Raw genomic sequence first — 17,451 nt, 5'->3', positions numbered from 1 at the left:
TCAGGCGCGATAGTGGTCGACCATCTTGTAGCGCTTGGCGTACAGGCCGAAGGCCAGCGCCGCCAGCAGCGCGAAGCCGGCGAAGAAGTACATCTGGAAGGCGATCACGCCGACCCCGGAGTTTTCGATGTACGCGATCACGGCGTCGTTCTTCACGCCGGCGTTCACGATCAGGACCCACAGGTTGCCGACGGTGACAGCCAGGTACCACAGGGCCATGATCACGCCCTTCATCGATATCGGCGCCTGGCTATAGGCGAATTCGAGGCCGGTCGCCGAGACCAGCACCTCGCCCAGGGTCAGGAGCGCATAGGGCAGGATCTGCCATGCGATCGACACCGCGTCGCCCGCATCGAGCTGCACCTGCAGGTTGCCGACCACGATCCAGGCCAGCGCCGAGAAGACGATGCCGGCGGTCATGCGGCGCAGCGCGGTCGGCAGCAGGCCCATCTTGCTCAGCAGCGGGAACAGCACCAGGTTGTTGAAGGGGATGAGCAGCATCACCAACAGCGGATTCAAGGCCTGCATCTGGGCCGGGATCACGTTGAAGGTCCAGCCCAGCAGGCTCACTTCGGTGGACATGGCATTGGCCTGCACGATCCAGGTCGAGGCCTTCTGGTCGAACAGCGACCAGAACGGCGTCACCAGGCCGAACACGATCAGGATGCGCAGCACGGCGCGCACGCCGTCCACGGCCTCGTCGGGGTGGATGCCGCGCGCGCGTTCCAGCTGCATCGAGGCGCCGATGCCGACGCAGGCCAGCAGCAGCACCAGGGCGGTACAGGCCGCGATGACGAAGCCCCAGCTCGGGATCATCGCCAGCGACGCCAGCGCGCCCAGCACGCCTGCGGCGGCCACGAACAGGCCGGGACGGCCGGCGCCGGGTGTCGTTGCCAGCACGGCGGTGCGCACCACGCGCAGGAAGGAGTGCGGGTCGCTCGGGGTCGGCGGCACGTGCACGTACTTCTTCTTGCCGCTCCACAGGATCATGGTGGCGATGAACATCAGGATGCCCGGCACGCCGAAGGCGATCGACGGACCGTAATCCTTCAGCAGGATCGGCATCAGGAGCGAGGCGAAGAAGGAGCCGAAGTTGATGATCCAGTAGAAGGCGTCGAACACCACCTTCGCCTTGTCCTTGTTGGTCTTGTCGAACTGGTCGCCCACGAAGGACGCGACCAGCGGCTTGATGCCGCCCGAACCGAAGGCGATCAGGAACAGGCCGAAGTAGAAGCCGTTGACGCTGTTTTCAAAAATGGCCAGGCAGGCGTGGCCGGCGCAGTAGATCAGGCTGAACCAGAAGATGGTGTTGTACTTGCCGTAGAAGCGGTCGGCCAGCCAGCCGCCCAGCAGCGGGAAGAAGTACACGCCCATCATGAAGGTGTGGAATACGTGCTTGGCTTCGCTGGTCCGATGTTCTTCGGCGACGAACAGCAGCAGCGTCGAAATCAGGAAGGGCGTCAGGATGTTGCGCATCCCGTAGAAGCTGAAGCGCTCGCAGCCTTCGTTGGCGATGATGTAGGGGATCTGCCGCGGCATGCGTCCGCTGCTCTTTACTTCACTCATGGCGTCCTCGAAAAATCGAAACAGACGCGATCCTATGCCGAGGCTGAGTTACTTTGCAATAAAAATGTGAATGTGAAACATAACTGATACAAATGACGCGTAGTTTAGCTACTTCGTTGCCGCCTCATTGAAATGAGGATTTTTGTTAAGTAATTGAATTGAAAGGAATATGCTCCTTTTCGGGGCTCTGTTGGCCAATTGTAAAGTTCCAGCTCATCCTGTATATTGCCTAGAATCCCGATCACTCCTGACGAGCCAGCCATGACCCAGATCTCGACCAACGCCAACCCGAACTGGTGGAAAGAAGCCATCATCTACCAGGTCTATCCGCGCAGCTACCTCGACACCAACGGCGACGGCATCGGCGACCTGGCCGGCATTACCGACAAGCTCGACTACATCGCGAGCCTGGGCGTGGACATCGTCTGGCTGTCGCCCTTCTTCACCTCGCCGATGAAGGACTTCGGCTACGACATCGCGGACTACTGCGACGTCGACCCGATGTTCGGCACCCTGGCCGACTTCGACAAGCTGATCGCCAAGGCACACAGCCTGGGCCTGAAGATCATGATCGACCAGGTGATGTCGCACACCGCCGACACCCACCCCTGGTTCGTCGAGAGCCGCCAGAGCCGCGACAACCCGAAGTCGGACTGGTACGTGTGGGCCGACCCGCTCCCGGACGGCTGCCCGCCGAACAACTGGCTGTCGGTGTTCGGCGGCTCGGCCTGGCAGTGGGATACCCGCCGCAAGCAGTACTACATGCACAACTTCCTGGTCAGCCAGCCGCAGCTGAACTTCCACAACCCGGCCGTGCAGCAGGCCCACCTGGATGCGCAGCGCTTCTGGCTGGAACGCGGCGTGGACGGCGTGCGCATGGACGCCTGCGTGTTCCACTTCCACGACCGCCAGCTGCGCAGCAACCCGCCGGCCCTGGTGCGCGACACCTCGACCGTCACCGACGTGAACCCCTACGGCATGCAGGCCCACATCTACGACAAGACCCAGCCGGAGAACATCGCCTTCCTGCAGCGCGTGCGCGCCCAGCTGAACGAGTTCGGCGCGGTCTCGATCGGCGAAGTCAGCTCGGACGACGCGCTGGCCCAGATGGCCGAGTACACCGAGGGCGGCGACAAGCTGCACATGGCCTACAGCTTCAACCTGCTCACGCCGGAATTCACGGCTGCCCACGTCCGCAAGCAGGTCGAGGACTTCAAGGAGCGCGTCAAGGACGGCTGGGCTTCCTGGTCGGTCGGCAACCACGACGCCATCCGCGTCGTCACCCGCTGGGGCGGTGCGCCGGGCCAGAGCGCAGGTCCTGCGCTGGCCAAGCTGGTGCTGGCGATGCAGCTCTCGCTCAAGGGCACGCCCTGCCTGTACCAGGGCGACGAACTGGCCCTGCCTGAAGCGGACGTGCCCTTCGAACTGCTGCAGGACCCGTACGGCATCACCTTCTGGCCCGAATTCAAGGGCCGCGACGGCTGCCGCACGCCGATGCCCTGGACGGCCGAGGCGCCGAACGCCGGCTTCACCGCCGGCAAGCCCTGGCTGCCGGTGGCCGAGCCGCACCTGGCCGCCAGCGTCGAGCAGCAGGACAAGGACCCCGACTCGATGCTGAATTTCCAGCGCCGCTTCATCGCCTGGCGCAAGACGATGCCGCAGCTGACCCGCGGCGAGATCGCCTTCTTCGATGCGCCGGAGCCGGTGCTGGCCCTGCGCCGCTGGGTGGATGATGGGGAAGGCATGGACAGCGTGCTGGCCGCCTTCAACCTGTCGAACCGCGAAGTGCGCTTCGACTGGCCGGCCACTGCAGGCGCTGCGAAGCTCGACGCGCACGGCTTGCCCGGCCAGGCCGCCGATGGCGTGGTGACGCTGCCGCCTTACGGCGCCTGGTTCGGCAGCATCGCAGCAAGCGCGGGCAAATAATGGGCGGCCGGCAGGAAGCGGCGAGCTTCTCTGAAAAGCCGGCTCCGACGGCCTTCGCCGATGGGCCGCGCCTCCTGGCCGACATCGGCGCGACCCACGCGCGCTTCGCGCTGCAGACCGCGCCCGGCGTGTTCTCCGCCGTGCGGGTGCTGCTGTGCGAGGACTTCGACGGCATCGTCCCGCTGCTGCGCTTCTACCTGAAGGACCAGGCCGACCTGCGTTTGCATCATGCGGCCCTCGCCGTGGCCAACCCGATCAGCGGCGATTTCGTCCGCATGACCAACCGCGACTGGGAGTTCTCGACCGACGCGGTGCGGCGGGAGCTGGGCTTGACGACGCTCCTGATCGTGAACGACTTCACCGCGCTGGCGATGGCCATTCCCGGCCTGGCCCACGGCGACCTGATGCAGGTGGGGCAGGGCGCGCCGGCGCCGAATGCCGTGATCGGCGTGCTGGGGCCGGGCACCGGCCTGGGCGTGTCGGGTGTGATCCCGACCGCCGACGGCTTCGTCACCCTCGGCAGCGAGGGCGGCCACGTCAACTTCGCCCCGGGCGACGAGCGCGAGTTCGCCATCCTGCAGACCGCCTGGAAGGAGTGGCAGCACGTCTCGAACGAGCGCCTGATCTCCGGACCGGGCATGGAAATCATCCACCGCGCGCTGGCCGCGCGCAAGGGCGTCGCGGCCCCGGCGCGCAGGGCGGCCGAGATCATTGCCTGCGCGCTGGACGAACAGGACCCGCTGTGCCTGGAGGTGCTGGAGTGCTTCTGCGGCATGCTGGGCGCGGCCGCGGCCAACCTGGCGGTGACGCTGGGCGCCTTTGGCGGCATCTTCATCGGCGGCGGCATCGTGCCGCGCATGGGCGAATGGTTCGCCGGCTCCCCGTTCCGGGCGCGCTTCGAAGCCAAGGGGCGCTTCTCGACCTACCTGGCCGAGATCCCGACCTACGTCATCACCACGCCCCATCCGGCCTTGCGCGGCGTGGCGTCCATCCTGGCCGAGCACCTGCGTGGGCGCAGCGGCGCCAACACCCTGATGGAGCGCGTCCAGGGCTTGCGCCACAAGCTGAGCCCGGCCGAGCAGCGCGTCGCCAGCCTGGTGCTGGAGCAGCCGCGCCTGGTGCTGAACGAGCCGATCGCCGAGATCGCGCGCCTGGCCGACGTGAGCCAGCCGACCGTGATCCGCTTTTGCCGCTCGCTGGGCTTTCAGGGCCTGGCCGACTTCAAGCTCAAGTTCGCCAGCAGCCTGACCGGCGCCATTCCCGTGCGCCACAGCCAGGTGCGCATCAGCGACAGCACCCACGACCTGTCGGCCAAGGTGATCGACAACACGGTGTCGGCGATCCTGCGTTTTCGCGACCAGCTGGACGTGCGCGCGCTCGACCGCGCCATCGAACTGGTGAGCCGTGCGCGCCGCGTCGAGTTCTTCGCGATGGGCAATTCGCGCGCGGTGGCGCTGGACGGCCAGCACAAGTTCTTCCGCTTCCGCATTCCGACCTCGCTGTACGGCGATTCGCACCTGTTCCGCCTGGCGGCCGAGCTGCTGCAGCCGGGCGACGTCGTCATCGCCGTGTCGAATTCGGGCAGCATCGCCGAGCTGCTGGCGGCGGTGGACACCGCCCGCGCCGCCGGCGCCGACGTGATCGCCATCAGCAACAGCCAGTCGCCGCTGGCGCGCAAGGCGAGCGTGTGCCTGGCGGTGGACCATGCCGAGGACAGCACCAGCTTCCTGTCGATGATCTCGCGCATCCTGCAGCTGCTGCTGATCGACATCCTCGCGGTCGGCATTTCGGTGGATGGCCAGCATGGCGAAGCCCAGGACGGCGAGGCACGCAGGCTCCTGATCTCGCACCTGGACAGCTGATCCGGCCAGCTTCCCGTGTTTGAGCGAGAATACGTGAATGCAAAACGATACCCGTTCGGCGGATTTGCAAGCCTACTACGACGCCATGTGGACGCGCGCCATGGCCTGGCCCTGGTCGCCCGTCCCGGTCCGGCCCGCGCGGCGCGCTTCGATGCGCTGCTCGAGCGTCTGGCGCCTGCCGGCGCGGGCGATCAGTCCGCGCTCTTGAGCTGGACGCGCTCGATGTTGCGGCGCCATTCCTGCAGGCTCAGGACGCTATCGGTCTCGGGATCCTCCACCAGGATCTCGTCGCCCTGCTGGGACACCAGGAAGCTCTCGCGGCGGCGCACGTCGTTCGCGCGGTTCTCCACGAAGCTGAGCTGGTAGTACTTCTTGCCGTTGATCTCGCGCGGGGCCGGGTCGTCCTCGATCACCGCCCCGTGCGCCTTGCCCTTCGAACGCTTTTCGATCTGCACGGACCAGGTCTTCAGTTCCGGCACGGCGAGCAGGGCTTCCATGGCCTGTTCCCGGGTGCGCGCCGGCGCTTCCTTGACGGCAGCCGCCGGCGCGGGCTTGGGCTCCTCGCGCTCGGCACGCTTGCAGCCGGCGCCGGCCAGCGCAAGGGCGAGGGCGGCGGCCAGCAGGGGCAGGGAAGGACGGAATGCGGTGCGGATCGACATGGGGTGCCTCGTAGTGTGAACGGCAAGTCTACACCCCGCATGTTCCAGCAGCAACGGTCCAAGGGCACAGGGCAACAAGGAAGAATCACAGGAACTGCGGAGCGTATTACCTCGCAGGTAATCGCCAGGCGCCACGGCGGGGCGGATAGTGCAATCCACCCAACCCTTACAGGAGAAGAACATGAGTGCATATGCCGTCGGTCTGCTGAAGGACGTGGTGTTTGGACCGGATATCGTCGCTTACCTCGAACGGATCGACGCCACGATGAAGCCGTATCGCGGCCGCTTCCTGCTGCATGGCCAAGGGCCCGAGGTCCTGGAAGGCAGCCTGCCTGTGGACGTGGTGGTGATCGAGTTTCCCGATATCGAACATGCCCGCCGATGGTATGGCTCGCCTGCCTACCAGGAGATCCTGCCGCTGCGTACGAGGAACGCGGCGAGCGTCGTGTTCCTGGTCGACGGATTGCCGGAGCGGCATCTGGCAACCGACATCCTGCGATAAGGAAGCGTCGGCCGCGCCGACGGGAAGTCGCTGCGCGTGCCCGCTTCAGGATGCAGGCAAGGCGATGGCCGTGCGCAGGAAATCGAACATGGCCTTCATCCGTGCCAGGTAGCGGGTGTCGGGATGGGCCAGCAGCCACAGGCCGATATCCAGCTCCGGCAGCGGCCCGTCCAGCATGGTGACCTGCGGATGATCGCGCATCACCGCCAGCGGAACGACGCCGACGCCCAAGCCGTTGACGACGGCGCCGGCAACCGCCAGCAGGTTGCCGACCTTGTGGCGCGGCAGGGCCTGGGGATGGCGCGCGCGGCGCCAGTGCTGGGACGGATGGTCGGGCAGGCTGTCGTCCAGCGCGATCCAGTCCATCTCGCTGTAGTGCCTGCCTTGCGGCTGCCCCGCGAGGTAGCCGGCGCCGCCATACACGGCCGACCGCAGCGTGCCCAGCCGGATGCCGACCAGGTGCTCGGGCGGCGCATTGGTGGCGCGGATGGCGATGTCGGCCTCACGCTGGCTCAGGTTGACGAGCACGTTGGTGCTGGCCAGTTCGAGCCGGATGTCCGGGTAGCGCTCGGCAAAGCGCGCCAGCACCGGCAGCAGCACGGTATGCAGGAGCGTGTCGGTCAGGGTGATGCGCAGCACGCCGGAGGGCGCCGTGGCCTGGTGGAAGGCCGCTTCACGCGCCTCCTCGAGCTGGGTCTCGATCCGCTCCGCATGGCTTGCCAGCACGCGCCCGAGTTCCGTCGCCGTATAGCCTTGCCGGCCGCGGTCGAACAGCAGCTCGCCGACATCCGCCTCGATGCGCTTGATGGCGCGGAACACGGTGGACGCATCGACCTTCAGCCGCTCGGCGGCGCCGGCCAGGGTGCGGCCGCGGTGCAGGGCCAGGATGGTTTCCAGGTCCTGAAGGCCGAGCTTCGATTGCAATTTTGCATACGATGGTTTCATGAGCGCCTATTTTATAGGCATTCTTGCAGCGATACAGTGGAAGCTCCTCAACCCACTTCGCAAGGAAGCCATCATGGACCACACTCTCCGCTCACTCGTCCTGCTGCTGCGCCTGTCGATCGGTGCGCTCGCGCTCACGCTCGCCATGCTGACCGCGGCCGCGCTCGGCGTGCCCGCCTTTGCTGCGGATCTGGTCGCGCAAGGCATGCCGGTGCCCTTGGGCTGGCCAGCCGTGCTGCTTGAATGCGCGCTCGCGCTGGCCGCATTCTTCCTGCACCGTCCCGCCCCGGACGTGGTGGCGCCGGCAAGAGCGCGGGCGGCCGCGGCGCGCTAAGCGATGTGCTCAGGGGGCGAGGGTCAAGCCATTGTCCTCGCACCATGCGCGCATCGCGTCCAGCGTGCGCTGCTCGCGGAATGCATGCCACCGGTCGCGCAGGCCGCGCTTGTCCACCAATGCGGAAAAGCGCCCATAGGCGCCCGTGCGCCTGAATAGTTGCCGGACCTCGTCTTCGTCCGAGGGCATGTGGCGCTGGACAAAATCGATGACCAGGGTCCGGCCCAGCTCCAGCGTGCGCTGGCCCGGCACCGGGATGTAATGGCCTTCTTCACCGATATCTTCGGGAAGCGGCTCCAGCTCGCCGACCAGGTCCGAGCGAATATGGACCTGACCCGTTTCCAGGCTCACCCATGCCTCGCTGCCCGGATCGTCCGCCAGGATCATCGCGTTTTCGAGATCAAAAGCGTCCACGGTCGCCATACCTGTCTCCGATAAAAAAGATAACAGCAGAGCTCGTGTCCGAATGTCAGACCTGACCCCGCCAAAGTAAAAAAGCCTGCAAGGCGCGAACCCTGCAGGCTTTCTGGCTGGTGGGCCGGATGATTACATCATGCCGTCCATGCCGCCCATGCCACCCATGCCGCCCATGCCGCCCATGCCGCCGGCCGGCTTGTCTTCGACGACTTCCGAGACCATGCAGTCGGTGGTCAGCATCAGGCCGGCGATCGACGCTGCGTTCTGCAGTGCCGAGCGGGTGACCTTGGCCGGATCCAGCACGCCCATTTCGACCATGTCGCCGTAGGTGCCGTTGGCGGCGTTGTAGCCGTAGTTGCCGGTGCCGGCGATGACTGCGGCGACCACGACCGACGGCTCGTCGCCGGCGTTCTGGACGATCATGCGCAGCGGCTCTTCCATGGCGCGCAGGACGATCTTGATGCCTGCGTCCTGGTCAGGGTTGTCGCCCTTGATGTCGATGTTCGAACGTGCGCGCAGCAGGGCCACGCCGCCGCCCGGGACGATGCCTTCTTCCACGGCAGCGCGGGTAGCGTGCAGCGCGTCTTCCACGCGTGCCTTCTTCTCTTTCATCTCGACTTCGGTGGCTGCACCGACGCGGATCACGGCAACGCCGCCGGCCAGCTTGGCCACGCGCTCCTGCAGCTTTTCGCGGTCGTAGTCCGAGGTCGCTTCTTCGATCTGGACGCGGACCATCTTGACGCGCGCTTCGATCGCTTCGGCGGCGCCGGCGCCGTCGATGATGATGGTGTTTTCCTTGCCCACTTCGACGCGCTTGGCCTGGCCCAGTTCCTGCAGGGTGACCTTTTCCAGGGTCAGGCCGACTTCTTCGGCGATCACCTGGCCGCCGGTCAGGATGGCGATGTCTTCCAGCATGGCCTTGCGGCGGTCGCCGAAGCCAGGCGCCTTGACGGCGACGGTCTTCAGGATGCCACGGATGTTGTTGACCACCAGGGTCGCCAGCGCTTCGCCTTCGATGTCTTCGGCGACGATCACCAGCGGACGGCCGGCTTTCGCAACTTGCTCCAGCACCGGCAGCAGGTCACGGATGTTCGAGATCTTCTTGTCGCACAGCAGGATGAACGGGTTCTCGTGAACGGCAACCTGCTTGTCCGGGTTGTTGATGAAGTACGGCGACAGGTAGCCGCGGTCGAACTGCATGCCTTCCACGATGTCCAGCTCGTCGTTCAGCGACTTGCCGTCTTCGACGGTGATGACGCCTTCCTTGCCGACTTTTTCCATTGCCTCGGCAATGCGCTCGCCGATCGAGGTTTCCGAGTTGGCCGAGATGGCGCCGACTTGTGCGATCTCTTTCGAGGTGGTGGTCGGCTTGGCGATCTTCTTCAGTTCTTCGACGGTGGCGGCGACGGCCTTGTCGATGCCGCGCTTCAGGTCCATCGGGTTCATGCCGGCGGCAACGAACTTCATGCCTTCGCGGACGATGGCTTGCGCCAGCACGGTCGCGGTGGTGGTGCCGTCACCGGCGTTGTCGCTGGTCTTCGACGCGACTTCCTTGACCATCTGCGCGCCCATGTTCTGCAGCTTGTCCTTCAGTTCGATCTCTTTCGCGACCGAGACGCCGTCCTTGGTGACGGTCGGGGCGCCGAACGAGCGCTCCAGCACCACGTTGCGGCCTTTCGGGCCCAGGGTGACCTTGACTGCGTTGGCGAGGATGTTGACGCCTTCAACCATCTTGGCGCGCGCTGCGTCGCCGAAAATTACTTCTTTAGCTGCCATTTCTTGTTCTCCGAATGAATTCGTGAATGTGTATTACAGGAGGAATGCGGAATTACAGGGCCACGACGGCCATGATGTCTTCTTCGCGCATGACCAGCAGTTCCTGGCCATCGACCTTGACGGCCTGGCCCGAGTACTTGCCGAACAGGACGCGGTCACCGACCTTCACTTCCAGCGGACGAACCTGGCCATTCTCCTGCACCTTGCCGTTGCCGACAGCCAGGATCTCGCCCTGGTCCGGCTTCTCGGCGGCCGCATCGGGGATGATCAGGCCGGATGCAGTCTTGGTCTCCTGGTCGAGACGCTTCACGATTACGCGATCGTGCAGAGGACGAAGGTTCATGCAAAACTCCTTATTTTTCAGTGGTTTGACTAGCTGTTCAAAGCCGCCGTACGGTGGCGGCGGCTGGGAAAATGGGTGCTTCCGTTTGTTAGCACTCTAGACCGACGAGTGCTAACACCATGTGATTATAGGGACGATAACACCCCATTTCAAGCGGGAATGTGTGGGACCGAACCGACTTTTTTGCGAAAACACAATCCAATAGATGGGTTGTACACTGTCGGCGGTGGCATCCGAAGCAATGGCCGGGCAGGGTACACCGGATAGCGCCCGGACGCCGCACGGATGCTGCATGCCACGGCCCGACCCGTTCCCCTCTTCGATGGGGGACGCGATTCGGTTGACGGAAAAACCATCTCAGTCCTATAGTGTCGAATGATTTCCGAATTTCAAGACCTCTCCGACAAGATCGACCGGCTCGCCCAGCTGACCCAGTCGCTGCGTGCCGAGAACTACCTGCTGCGCCAGGCCAACCACCTGCTGAGCGCCGAGAACCTCGCGTTCAAGGAGCGGCTGATCGAGGCGCAAGGCCGCGTCGAGGCGCTGCTTGCGCGGTTGCCCGCGCCGGAAGGCGATGCGGACGATGCATCCGATGCCGGCCCTGACGCCGGCCAGCCGAACGAGGCAAGCCAATGATCCATCTCGATTGCACCATCATGGGCCAGTCCTACCGCCTGGCTTGCCGCGAAGGCGAAGAGCGCACCCTGCGCGAAGCGGTCAGCTACCTGGACGGCAAGATGTGCGCGCTGCGCGACTCGGGCAAGGTCAGGGGCACCGACCGCATCGCCGTGATGGCGGCGCTGAGCGTGGCGGCCGAATTCCTGTCGGTCAAATCGCCCCAGGGCCCGCTGTCCGACATGTCGATCCTGGAAGTCAAGCAAAAGCTCGAGGCGATGCACAGCGTCCTCGACCAGGCCCTGTCGGCGCAGGAAAATCTGTCCTGAATGCGGGATTGAATCCGGATTCGGTTGACATGCTCGGCCAACGGAGTAAACTGCGCTCTACCCTGCGGTGTTCGAGATTTGTCATATATTCCTTGAACCATTCTTTCGCATAGGTTGTGGGACATGCTTGGTGGGCGCGAGCGTCACTAGTCTGACGAACCCGAAATTGAGCTGACTGCGACCACCTTGAGCCTTTTGGTTCGGGATGCCGGCAATAACGACACAGGCGGGGCTACACACACGAGCGGTTGCGCACTTCGGTACGCAGCCGCTTTTTTTTGCGGTTTTGAAGGGAATGCGATGCGCTATTGGTTGATGAAATCTGAGCCGGACGAAGTCAGTTTCGACGACGTGCTGGCCGCGCCGGAGCACACCGTGTCGTGGTACGGCGTGCGCAACTACCAGGCGCGCAACTTCATGCGCGACGCCATGTCGGCCGGCGACGGCGTCCTGTTCTACCACTCCAGCTGCGCGGTGCCCGGCGTGGCCGGCATCGCCGAGGTGGCGAGCGGTCCGTATCCGGATGCCTCGCAATTCGATGCATCCTCTCCCTACCACGACCCCAAGGCCACCCAGGAAAATCCGCGCTGGATCTCGGTCGACGTGCGCGCGGTGGAATCGGGGCGCTACCTTTCCTTGAGCGAGCTGCGCACCATCCCGGCGTTGGAAGACATGGTGCTGCTGCAGAAGGGCAGCCGGCTGTCGGTGTCGCCGGTGACGGCGGCGCAGTGGAACACCATCGTGAAGCTGGTGCGTGAAGGGAAGCGCTGATGGACCTCACCCTGATCCTGGCGCTGCTGGCGATGGGCACCTTCGGCGGCTTCGCGGCCGGGCTGCTCGGCATCGGCGGCGGCATGGTGCTGGTGCCTTTCATCACGATGATCTTCACCGCGCGCGGCATCGATCCCGAGCTGACCATCCACATGGCGATCGCCACCTCGCTCGCCACCATCCTGTTTACCTCGCTGTCCTCGGTGCGCGCCCACCACCAGCACGGCGCGGTGCTGTGGCCGGTGGTGAAGCTGCTGGCGCCGGGCATCCTGCTCGGCTCCTGGATCGGCCCCTGGATCGGCAAGCAGATGGACGCCACCGTGCTGGCCGCCTTCTTCGGCGTGTTCGTGGCCTTCTCGGCCACCCAGATGCTGATCGGTAAAAAGCCCGCCGCTGCGCGCGAGCTTCCGGGCGCGCCGGGCATGTTCGCGGCCGGTGGCCTGATCGGCACCCTGTCGGGCATCGTCGGCGCCGGCGGCGGCTTCGTGTCGGTGCCCTTCATGACCTGGTGCGGCGTGCGCATCCACAATGCGGTGGCCACCAGCGCGGCGCTGGGCTTTCCGATCGCGCTCTCCGGCACGCTGTCGAACATCTGGTTCGGCTGGGGCGAGGCGGGGCTGCCGGACTATTCGCTCGGCTTCATCTACCTGCCGGCGCTGGCCATCATCGTGCTGGCCAGCGTGACGATGGCGCCGGTCGGTGCGCGTACCGCGCACAAGATGCCGGTGCGGCGGCTGCAGAAGGTGTTCGCGGTGATCCTGTATCTGCTTGCGGCCTACATGTTCTGGAAGGCCGTCAACCCGTAGGGTGGGCGGGTTCCCCGCCCACGCGGTGATAGTTAGCGGATGAAAAGCCGTACGCGATGATCTCGTAGCTGGTTGACCGCGTGGGCGGCAGAGCCGCCCACCCTACGGTACGGCCAACGCCCGCATCCGTTCGCGATCGAGCGGAAGATCGCGCACGCGCCTGCCGCAGGCATCGGCCACCGCATTGGCCAGCGCCGCCGCGGCCGGCCCCTGGGCCGCCTCGCCGGTGCCCAGGAAGGGCTGGCCCGGACGATCCAGCAGGTGCACGTTCACCTTGTCCGGCACCCCGTTGAAGCGCAGGATCGGATAGCCGCCCCAGTCCTGGCTCAGCACCCGCTTGGTGTCGAAGCGCACCTGCTCCAGCAGGGTCCAGCTGCTTGATTGGATGATGCCGCCCTCGATCTGGTTGCGCACGCCGTCCGGGCTCACCACTTCGCCGCAGTCGACGGCGGCGTCCGCGCGCACGATGCGCACGAAGCCGGTGTCCAGCGCCACCTCGACTTCCAGTGCGACCGCGCAGTAGGCCGCCAGGTTCTTGTAGCGCGCAAAGGCGAAGCCGCGCCCGCGCCTTGCCGTTCTCTTGTAGCCGTCCCAGCCGAACTTCGCCGCCGCCAGCTTCACCACCTCGCTCGCGCGCGGGTCCGCCAGGTGGCGCAGGCGGAAGGCCACCGGATCGACGCCGGCCGCGCGCGCCAGTTCGTCCATGAAGCTTTCGATCGCGAACACGTTGCAGTAGGCTCCCAGCGAGCGCAGCGCCGAGGTGCGGAAAGGACCGGCCGGCTGGAAGCGGTGGGTCACGCGCGCGTTCGGCAGCGCGTAATAGGGGATGGCATTGCGGTCGCCGCTGCCCTGGGGCTGCGGGATGGCTTTCGGCACGGGCGGCGCGAAGGGCTTGGACAGCAGGGTGGCCGCCAGCAGGTTGCCGGCCCTGCCGGGACGGGTGTTGTGCGGCTGGCTCCAGACCTCGTACTGCCAGTCGACGATCCTGCCGCCCGCATCGAGCGTGGCCGCCACGTCCGCCACCATCGCCGGGCCGAAGGGTTCCCAGGCGTGTTCGTCCTCGCGCATCCACTGCACCCGCACCGGTGCGCCGGGGAAGGCGCGCGCCATCAGCACCGCGTCGGCGGCGACGTCGTCGGCGCCGTTGTGGCCGTAGCAGCCCGAGCCTTCGGCGTGGATGCAGTGCACCGCTTCCTCGGGCGCGCCCAGCAGCTCGGCCAGCGCGCGGCGCAATGGGTACACGCCCTGGGAATGCGTCCACACCGTATAGCGGCCCTCGTCCAGCAGCGCGATCGCGCACGAGGGACCGAGCGAGGCATGCAGCTGGAAGGGGCGGGTGTAGCTGGCGCGGAGAAGCTTGCCGGGCGCGCCGGGCTGGCCCTGGGCAAACACTTGCTGCGCCGTCGACGGCAGGCTGCGCACCAGCGCGGCCACATCGCGGCCCGCCGGAAGAATGGCGGGCAGCTCCCAGCGGGCGGCGCGCGCCAGCGCCTTGGCCGCCTTCACCGCGCGGTATTCCTCGTCGGCGATCACGGCCAGGAAGCGCCCGTCCTGCACGATTTCCAGCACACCCGCCAGCTGCGCCACCGCCGCCTTGTCCACCGAGAGCAGGCGCGCGTTCGGCGAGGGCGGGCGCACCACGCGCCCGTGCATCATGGCGGGCAGGCGCAGGTCCTGCACGTAGGCCACATGGCCTTTCAGCTTGCCGGGGATGTCGACCCGCGGCAGCGTCACGCCGATCAGGCGGCGCGCATCGGGGGCGCGGGCGGGTAGCGCGTTCGTCGCGCGCACGTGCTGCTCGCTGCCCGCCACCAGCGTGCTGAAGCTCACGCGCCGCCCGTCGGGCGCGCGGAACACGCTGTTGTCCTGCGCCAGCGCGCTCGCCGGCACTTTGAGATGCGCGGCCGCGCGCTCCCGCAGCAGCGCGCGCACCTGGGCCGCGGCGTGACGGATCGCGGTGGCGCTGTCCTGCATCGAGTGGCTGCCGGCGGTATAGCCTTCGTCGGGCGAGCGCTCGGTGTCGACGGTTTCCAGCACCAGGCGGCCGGGATCGATCTGCAGTTCGTGCGCGGCCACCTGCAGCAGGGCGGTCTTGATGCCCTGGCCCAGCTCCACCTTGCCGGTGAAGATGGAAACGCGGTTGTCGCCGCCCACGCGGATCCAGGCGTCGAGCCAGGGTTCCTTGTCCAGGCTGCCGGGCAGCGCAGCGGTGGCCGCGCGCAGCGGCAGCGCGAAGGAGAGCGTCAGGGCGCCGCTACTCGCGAGGAAGCGGCGTCGTGTGGAAGAGTGGCGCGCCGTCATCAGTAGTTCCGGATCGGCTGGGCCTTGAGCACGTCGGCGGCGCGCCGCACCGCGCGCAGGATGCGCAGGTGGGTGCCGCAGCGGCACAGGTTCGGCTGCATCCAGGCCTTGATCTGGGCGTCGGTGGGCGAGGCCACCTGCTCGAACAGGGCGGTGGCGCGCATGATCATGCCGGCGATGCAGTAGCCGCATTGCGCCGCCTGCTCCTCGATGAAGGCCTGCTGCAGCACCACGCTCGGCACCCAGCGCGTGCCGCCCGATTCCACCGTGCGCACGGCGCGCTTGCCCACCATGGCCACCGGCAGCAGGCAAGACATCACCGGCTCCTTGTCCAGCATCACGGTGCAGGAGCCGCACTGGCCCAGGCCGCAGCCGAACTTGGCGCCGTTGAGTTTCAGGTCGTTGCGCAGCACGTAGAGCAGCGGCGTGTCGGCGTCGACCTCGACCTCGTGCGGCTTGCCGTTGACCTGCAGCGTGAACTTGCTCATCCTTACCTCGTCTTCTTCACGGTCTCGTCCAGATCCGGCCACGGTTCGGCCTGCGCGCCATAGCGGCGCAGGTAGGCCGCCAGCGCCGTCACCTGCGCGTCGCCCAGCAGGGTGGCGAAGCCGGGCATCCAGCGCCCCGGCTCGCCATCTGGCGGCGCGATCCCTTCGCGCACGATGCGGATCAGGCTGCGCGGGTCCGGGTCGTACAGGGCCACCGCCTTCTGCAGCTGCAGCGCCGTGCCGGAACCGGGGCCGCGTCCGGCGTCGTGGCAGCTGGCACAGGCCATCGCATAGGTCTCGTAGCCGAGCTGCATTCGTGCCAGGTCGGGATCCCCGTCCGAGGGCGGCGGCAGCGGGCCGTCTCGCTGCGCCGGCGTCGCGCGCACCGGCGCCTGCTTCAGGTAGCCATGGATGTAGGTGGCGATGGCGGCGACGTCCGCGGGATCGGCCTGGCCGAGCTGGACGGCCACGTCCTGCATCGGTCCCGCGGCCACGGCGTGCCCGGGCGCGATGCCGGTGCGCAGGTAGTCGAGCAGGTGGTCCCGGGTCCAGGGCAGCGGCGAGGGCGACTTGGCGTTCAGCGCGGGGGCGTACCAGCCGCCGGCCTCGCCGCCGTCGAAGCGGCGCCGCAGGTCCGGCCCGCCGAGCAGGGTGCGCGGCGTGTGGCATGCGCTGCAGTGGGCCAGCACGTCCACCAGGTAGGCGCCGCGCTGCCATTCGGCCGGCTGGCGCGCATCGATCTGCCGTGGCGATTCGTCCAGGTACAGCAGGTTCCAGAAGGCCAGCAATGGACGCCAGCCGAAGGGGAAGTGCATCCGGTTCTCGCGCGCCGGCGCGGCCAGGGCCGGGCGCGTCATGAAATAGGCGTACAGGGCGCGCATGTCCTCGGGCGCCAGCCTGGTGTAGTGGTTGTAGGGGAAGGCCGGGTAGAGCAGGCGGCCGTCGCGCGCGACGCCCTGGCGCATGGCACGCTCGAAGGCGTCGAAACTCCATGCGCCGATGCCGGTGGCCGCGTGCGGCGTGATGTTGGTGCTGTAGACGGCGCCGAAGGGCGTGTCCAGGGCCAGGCCGCCGGCGAAGGGCCTGCCTGGGTCGGCCGTGTGGCAGGCCGCGCACATGCCGAGCTTCGACAAGTTGGCCCCGCGCGCCACCAGCGCGCCGTCGAAGCGGGCCGGCGCCGCCTGCACGGGCAGGGCCGGGCGCCACATGAAGAAGAAGGCGGCGAGCGCCAGCAGCGCCAGTCCAGCCAGCGCCAGCCACCATCGATTGCGACGCGCGCGTCCCGGCCGTTCCATGTCCCGCCCGTTCTCCCTCGTGAACTCGTCGGCATTATGACCGAAAAGCCGACACGCACGCGCCTGGAGGGCAGGGCGGTGGTATGCTGGGGCCATGACTACTGATTCCGACATCGCGCTGTCCGGCCCCTTCCAGGCCAAGGACGGCAACGGCCGTACCCTCGAGGTCAAGGCGATCCGCATCTTCGACGAGGGCTACGGGATCATCGACGTGTACGTCGACTTCAAGGCCAGGCTGGAGCCCGGCGCCTACAAGGACACGGTGCTGGTGCGCCAGCTCGTCGATCGCCTGCGCGCGCTCGGCTATCAAGGGCCGGACTTCGGCCACAGCGATCCCGGCCTGCAGGAGAGCCGCCTGATCGTGCTCGAGGCGCCCGAGGAATTCACGGCCTTCGCCAAGAGCCGCGGCTGGAAGAACCTGGCCGAAGACTTCGAGTAGCACGCGCACTGTCGAGCGCCGCCGACGCCGAATTCGATGGCGCCGTCGCGGTCCTCACGGCCATGGCCCATTCGCCC

At 66.8% G+C, this 17,451-nt stretch carries 19 protein-coding genes and 1 other RNA gene; 11 read left to right on the top strand and 9 right to left on the bottom strand.

From position 1 onward, the window contains the following. Positions 1–1,566, bottom strand: a complete 1,566-nt coding sequence (locus ACK4S9_RS14700) for an oligopeptide:H+ symporter (RefSeq protein ID WP_409726808.1) — start codon at positions 1,564–1,566, stop codon at positions 1–3. 261 nt (positions 1,567–1,827) lie between these two features. Here ACK4S9_RS14700 and ACK4S9_RS14695 point away from each other — a divergent pair, with 261 nt between their 5' ends. From ACK4S9_RS14695 to ACK4S9_RS14685, 3 genes are read left to right on the top strand one after another with little or no spacing between them, the layout of a single operon-like run. Beyond that, positions 1,828–3,492 (top strand): alpha-amylase family glycosyl hydrolase, encoded by a 1,665-nt coding sequence (locus tag ACK4S9_RS14695; RefSeq protein WP_409726806.1) that lies wholly within the window; start codon positions 1,828–1,830, stop codon positions 3,490–3,492. Beyond that, positions 3,492–5,354 (top strand): glucokinase, encoded by a 1,863-nt coding sequence (locus ACK4S9_RS14690; RefSeq protein ID WP_409726804.1) that lies wholly within the window; start codon positions 3,492–3,494, stop codon positions 5,352–5,354. The genes ACK4S9_RS14695 and ACK4S9_RS14690 overlap by 1 nt, the downstream gene beginning before the upstream one ends. A 37-nt stretch (positions 5,355–5,391) precedes the next feature. Then, positions 5,392–5,562, top strand: coding sequence for a hypothetical protein (locus ACK4S9_RS14685; RefSeq protein ID WP_409726802.1), 171 nt, complete (start codon positions 5,392–5,394; stop codon positions 5,560–5,562). On the opposite strand, the gene ACK4S9_RS14680 is transcribed toward ACK4S9_RS14685, so the two are convergent. Further along, on the bottom strand, positions 5,546–6,013 hold the full coding sequence (locus ACK4S9_RS14680) for a hypothetical protein (protein ID WP_409726800.1): 468 nt from the start codon (positions 6,011–6,013) through the stop codon (positions 5,546–5,548). The two genes, ACK4S9_RS14685 and ACK4S9_RS14680, sit on opposite strands and share 17 nt — an antisense overlap. Before the next feature lie 181 nt (positions 6,014–6,194). On the opposite strand from ACK4S9_RS14680, the gene ACK4S9_RS14675 reads away from it, so the two are divergent. Further along, positions 6,195–6,515: a DUF1330 domain-containing protein gene (locus ACK4S9_RS14675; RefSeq protein WP_409726798.1), complete on the top strand. Its 321-nt coding sequence runs from the start codon at positions 6,195–6,197 to the stop codon at positions 6,513–6,515. Positions 6,516–6,560: 45 nt separating this feature from the next. Here the strand turns inward: ACK4S9_RS14675 and ACK4S9_RS14670 are convergent, their stop codons facing one another. Beyond that, positions 6,561–7,460: a LysR family transcriptional regulator gene (locus ACK4S9_RS14670; RefSeq protein ID WP_409726796.1), complete on the bottom strand. Its 900-nt coding sequence runs from the start codon at positions 7,458–7,460 to the stop codon at positions 6,561–6,563. A 73-nt stretch (positions 7,461–7,533) separates the two neighbouring features. Between ACK4S9_RS14670 and ACK4S9_RS14665 the strand changes: the two genes are divergently transcribed. Then, the gene (locus ACK4S9_RS14665; RefSeq protein WP_409726794.1) at positions 7,534–7,794 is read left to right on the top strand and encodes a hypothetical protein; all 261 of its coding nucleotides are present in this window, start codon (positions 7,534–7,536) and stop codon (positions 7,792–7,794) included. A gap of 9 nt (positions 7,795–7,803) precedes the next feature. On the opposite strand, the gene ACK4S9_RS14660 is transcribed toward ACK4S9_RS14665, so the two are convergent. The 3 genes from ACK4S9_RS14660 to groES all read right to left on the bottom strand — a co-directional run bounded on the left by ACK4S9_RS14660 (position 7,804) and on the right by groES (position 10,330). Next, positions 7,804–8,217: a hypothetical protein gene (locus ACK4S9_RS14660; RefSeq protein WP_409726792.1), complete on the bottom strand. Its 414-nt coding sequence runs from the start codon at positions 8,215–8,217 to the stop codon at positions 7,804–7,806. A 123-nt stretch (positions 8,218–8,340) separates the two neighbouring features. After that, positions 8,341–9,987 (bottom strand): chaperonin GroEL, encoded by a 1,647-nt coding sequence (gene groL, locus ACK4S9_RS14655; RefSeq protein ID WP_036214506.1) that lies wholly within the window; start codon positions 9,985–9,987, stop codon positions 8,341–8,343. 52 nt (positions 9,988–10,039) lie between these two features. Continuing rightward, positions 10,040–10,330 carry a co-chaperone GroES gene (gene groES, locus ACK4S9_RS14650; RefSeq protein WP_281910124.1) on the bottom strand — a complete coding sequence of 97 codons (291 nt, stop codon included), beginning with the start codon at positions 10,328–10,330 and terminating at the stop codon, positions 10,040–10,042. Between the two features lie 375 nt (positions 10,331–10,705). Between groES and ACK4S9_RS14645 the strand changes: the two genes are divergently transcribed. From ACK4S9_RS14645 to ACK4S9_RS14625, 5 genes are all read left to right on the top strand, one after another. Beyond that, positions 10,706–10,966, top strand: coding sequence for a hypothetical protein (locus ACK4S9_RS14645; RefSeq protein WP_409726790.1), 261 nt, complete (start codon positions 10,706–10,708; stop codon positions 10,964–10,966). Beyond that, the gene (locus ACK4S9_RS14640; protein ID WP_409726788.1) at positions 10,963–11,274 is read left to right on the top strand and encodes a cell division protein ZapA; all 312 of its coding nucleotides are present in this window, start codon (positions 10,963–10,965) and stop codon (positions 11,272–11,274) included. Before ACK4S9_RS14645 ends, ACK4S9_RS14640 begins: the two co-directional genes overlap by 4 nt. 56 nt (positions 11,275–11,330) lie before the next feature. Further along, positions 11,331–11,511, top strand: a non-coding RNA gene (gene ssrS, locus ACK4S9_RS14635) — 6S RNA. 63 nt (positions 11,512–11,574) lie between these two features. Continuing rightward, a complete protein-coding gene (locus tag ACK4S9_RS14630) occupies positions 11,575–12,045 on the top strand; it encodes an EVE domain-containing protein (protein ID WP_409726786.1) in 471 nt (156 codons plus the stop codon). Continuing rightward, complete coding sequence (locus ACK4S9_RS14625; RefSeq protein ID WP_409726784.1) at positions 12,045–12,851, top strand: sulfite exporter TauE/SafE family protein; 807 nt, start codon at positions 12,045–12,047, stop codon at positions 12,849–12,851. Before ACK4S9_RS14630 ends, ACK4S9_RS14625 begins: the two co-directional genes overlap by 1 nt. A gap of 102 nt (positions 12,852–12,953) precedes the next feature. On the opposite strand, the gene ACK4S9_RS14620 is transcribed toward ACK4S9_RS14625, so the two are convergent. From ACK4S9_RS14620 to ACK4S9_RS14610, 3 genes are read right to left on the bottom strand one after another with little or no spacing between them, the layout of a single operon-like run. Further along, positions 12,954–15,152: a molybdopterin cofactor-binding domain-containing protein gene (locus ACK4S9_RS14620; RefSeq protein ID WP_409726782.1), complete on the bottom strand. Its 2,199-nt coding sequence runs from the start codon at positions 15,150–15,152 to the stop codon at positions 12,954–12,956. Beyond that, entirely contained in the window at positions 15,152–15,640 is a 489-nt protein-coding gene (locus ACK4S9_RS14615) for a (2Fe-2S)-binding protein (protein ID WP_409726780.1), read from the bottom strand. The genes ACK4S9_RS14620 and ACK4S9_RS14615 overlap by 1 nt, the downstream gene beginning before the upstream one ends. A gap of 2 nt (positions 15,641–15,642) precedes the next feature. Further along, positions 15,643–16,935: a c-type cytochrome gene (locus ACK4S9_RS14610; protein ID WP_409726778.1), complete on the bottom strand. Its 1,293-nt coding sequence runs from the start codon at positions 16,933–16,935 to the stop codon at positions 15,643–15,645. 94 nt (positions 16,936–17,029) lie between these two features. Here ACK4S9_RS14610 and ACK4S9_RS14605 point away from each other — a divergent pair, with 94 nt between their 5' ends. Continuing rightward, positions 17,030–17,374 carry a hypothetical protein gene (locus ACK4S9_RS14605; protein ID WP_409726776.1) on the top strand — a complete coding sequence of 115 codons (345 nt, stop codon included), beginning with the start codon at positions 17,030–17,032 and terminating at the stop codon, positions 17,372–17,374. Positions 17,375–17,451 lie beyond the last annotated feature (77 nt).

Source organism: Massilia sp. (genome assembly GCF_046293535.1).
Classification (GTDB): domain Bacteria; phylum Pseudomonadota; class Gammaproteobacteria; order Burkholderiales; family Burkholderiaceae_D; genus Telluria.
Note: the sequence above shows the minus strand (reverse complement) of the source record. Positions and strands in the feature narration are given on the sequence as shown.

Bases quoted from the DNA above. Each gene is read 5' to 3' on its own strand.
- ACK4S9_RS14700 (WP_409726808.1), bottom strand. From the start codon at position 1,566: ATGAGTGAAGTAAAGAGCAGCGGACGCATGCCGCGGCAGATCCCCTAC.
- ACK4S9_RS14695 (WP_409726806.1), top strand. From the start codon at position 1,828: ATGACCCAGATCTCGACCAACGCCAACCCGAACTGGTGGAAAGAAGCC.
- ACK4S9_RS14690 (WP_409726804.1), top strand. From the start codon at position 3,492: ATGGGCGGCCGGCAGGAAGCGGCGAGCTTCTCTGAAAAGCCGGCTCCG.
- ACK4S9_RS14685 (WP_409726802.1), top strand. From the start codon at position 5,392: ATGCAAAACGATACCCGTTCGGCGGATTTGCAAGCCTACTACGACGCC.
- ACK4S9_RS14680 (WP_409726800.1), bottom strand. From the start codon at position 6,013: ATGTCGATCCGCACCGCATTCCGTCCTTCCCTGCCCCTGCTGGCCGCC.
- ACK4S9_RS14675 (WP_409726798.1), top strand. From the start codon at position 6,195: ATGAGTGCATATGCCGTCGGTCTGCTGAAGGACGTGGTGTTTGGACCG.
- ACK4S9_RS14670 (WP_409726796.1), bottom strand. From the start codon at position 7,460: ATGAAACCATCGTATGCAAAATTGCAATCGAAGCTCGGCCTTCAGGAC.
- ACK4S9_RS14665 (WP_409726794.1), top strand. From the start codon at position 7,534: ATGGACCACACTCTCCGCTCACTCGTCCTGCTGCTGCGCCTGTCGATC.
- ACK4S9_RS14660 (WP_409726792.1), bottom strand. From the start codon at position 8,217: ATGGCGACCGTGGACGCTTTTGATCTCGAAAACGCGATGATCCTGGCG.
- groL (WP_036214506.1), bottom strand. From the start codon at position 9,987: ATGGCAGCTAAAGAAGTAATTTTCGGCGACGCAGCGCGCGCCAAGATG.
- groES (WP_281910124.1), bottom strand. From the start codon at position 10,330: ATGAACCTTCGTCCTCTGCACGATCGCGTAATCGTGAAGCGTCTCGAC.
- ACK4S9_RS14645 (WP_409726790.1), top strand. From the start codon at position 10,706: ATGATTTCCGAATTTCAAGACCTCTCCGACAAGATCGACCGGCTCGCC.
- ACK4S9_RS14640 (WP_409726788.1), top strand. From the start codon at position 10,963: ATGATCCATCTCGATTGCACCATCATGGGCCAGTCCTACCGCCTGGCT.
- ACK4S9_RS14630 (WP_409726786.1), top strand. From the start codon at position 11,575: ATGCGCTATTGGTTGATGAAATCTGAGCCGGACGAAGTCAGTTTCGAC.
- ACK4S9_RS14625 (WP_409726784.1), top strand. From the start codon at position 12,045: ATGGACCTCACCCTGATCCTGGCGCTGCTGGCGATGGGCACCTTCGGC.
- ACK4S9_RS14620 (WP_409726782.1), bottom strand. From the start codon at position 15,152: ATGACGGCGCGCCACTCTTCCACACGACGCCGCTTCCTCGCGAGTAGC.
- ACK4S9_RS14615 (WP_409726780.1), bottom strand. From the start codon at position 15,640: ATGAGCAAGTTCACGCTGCAGGTCAACGGCAAGCCGCACGAGGTCGAG.
- ACK4S9_RS14610 (WP_409726778.1), bottom strand. From the start codon at position 16,935: ATGGAACGGCCGGGACGCGCGCGTCGCAATCGATGGTGGCTGGCGCTG.
- ACK4S9_RS14605 (WP_409726776.1), top strand. From the start codon at position 17,030: ATGACTACTGATTCCGACATCGCGCTGTCCGGCCCCTTCCAGGCCAAG.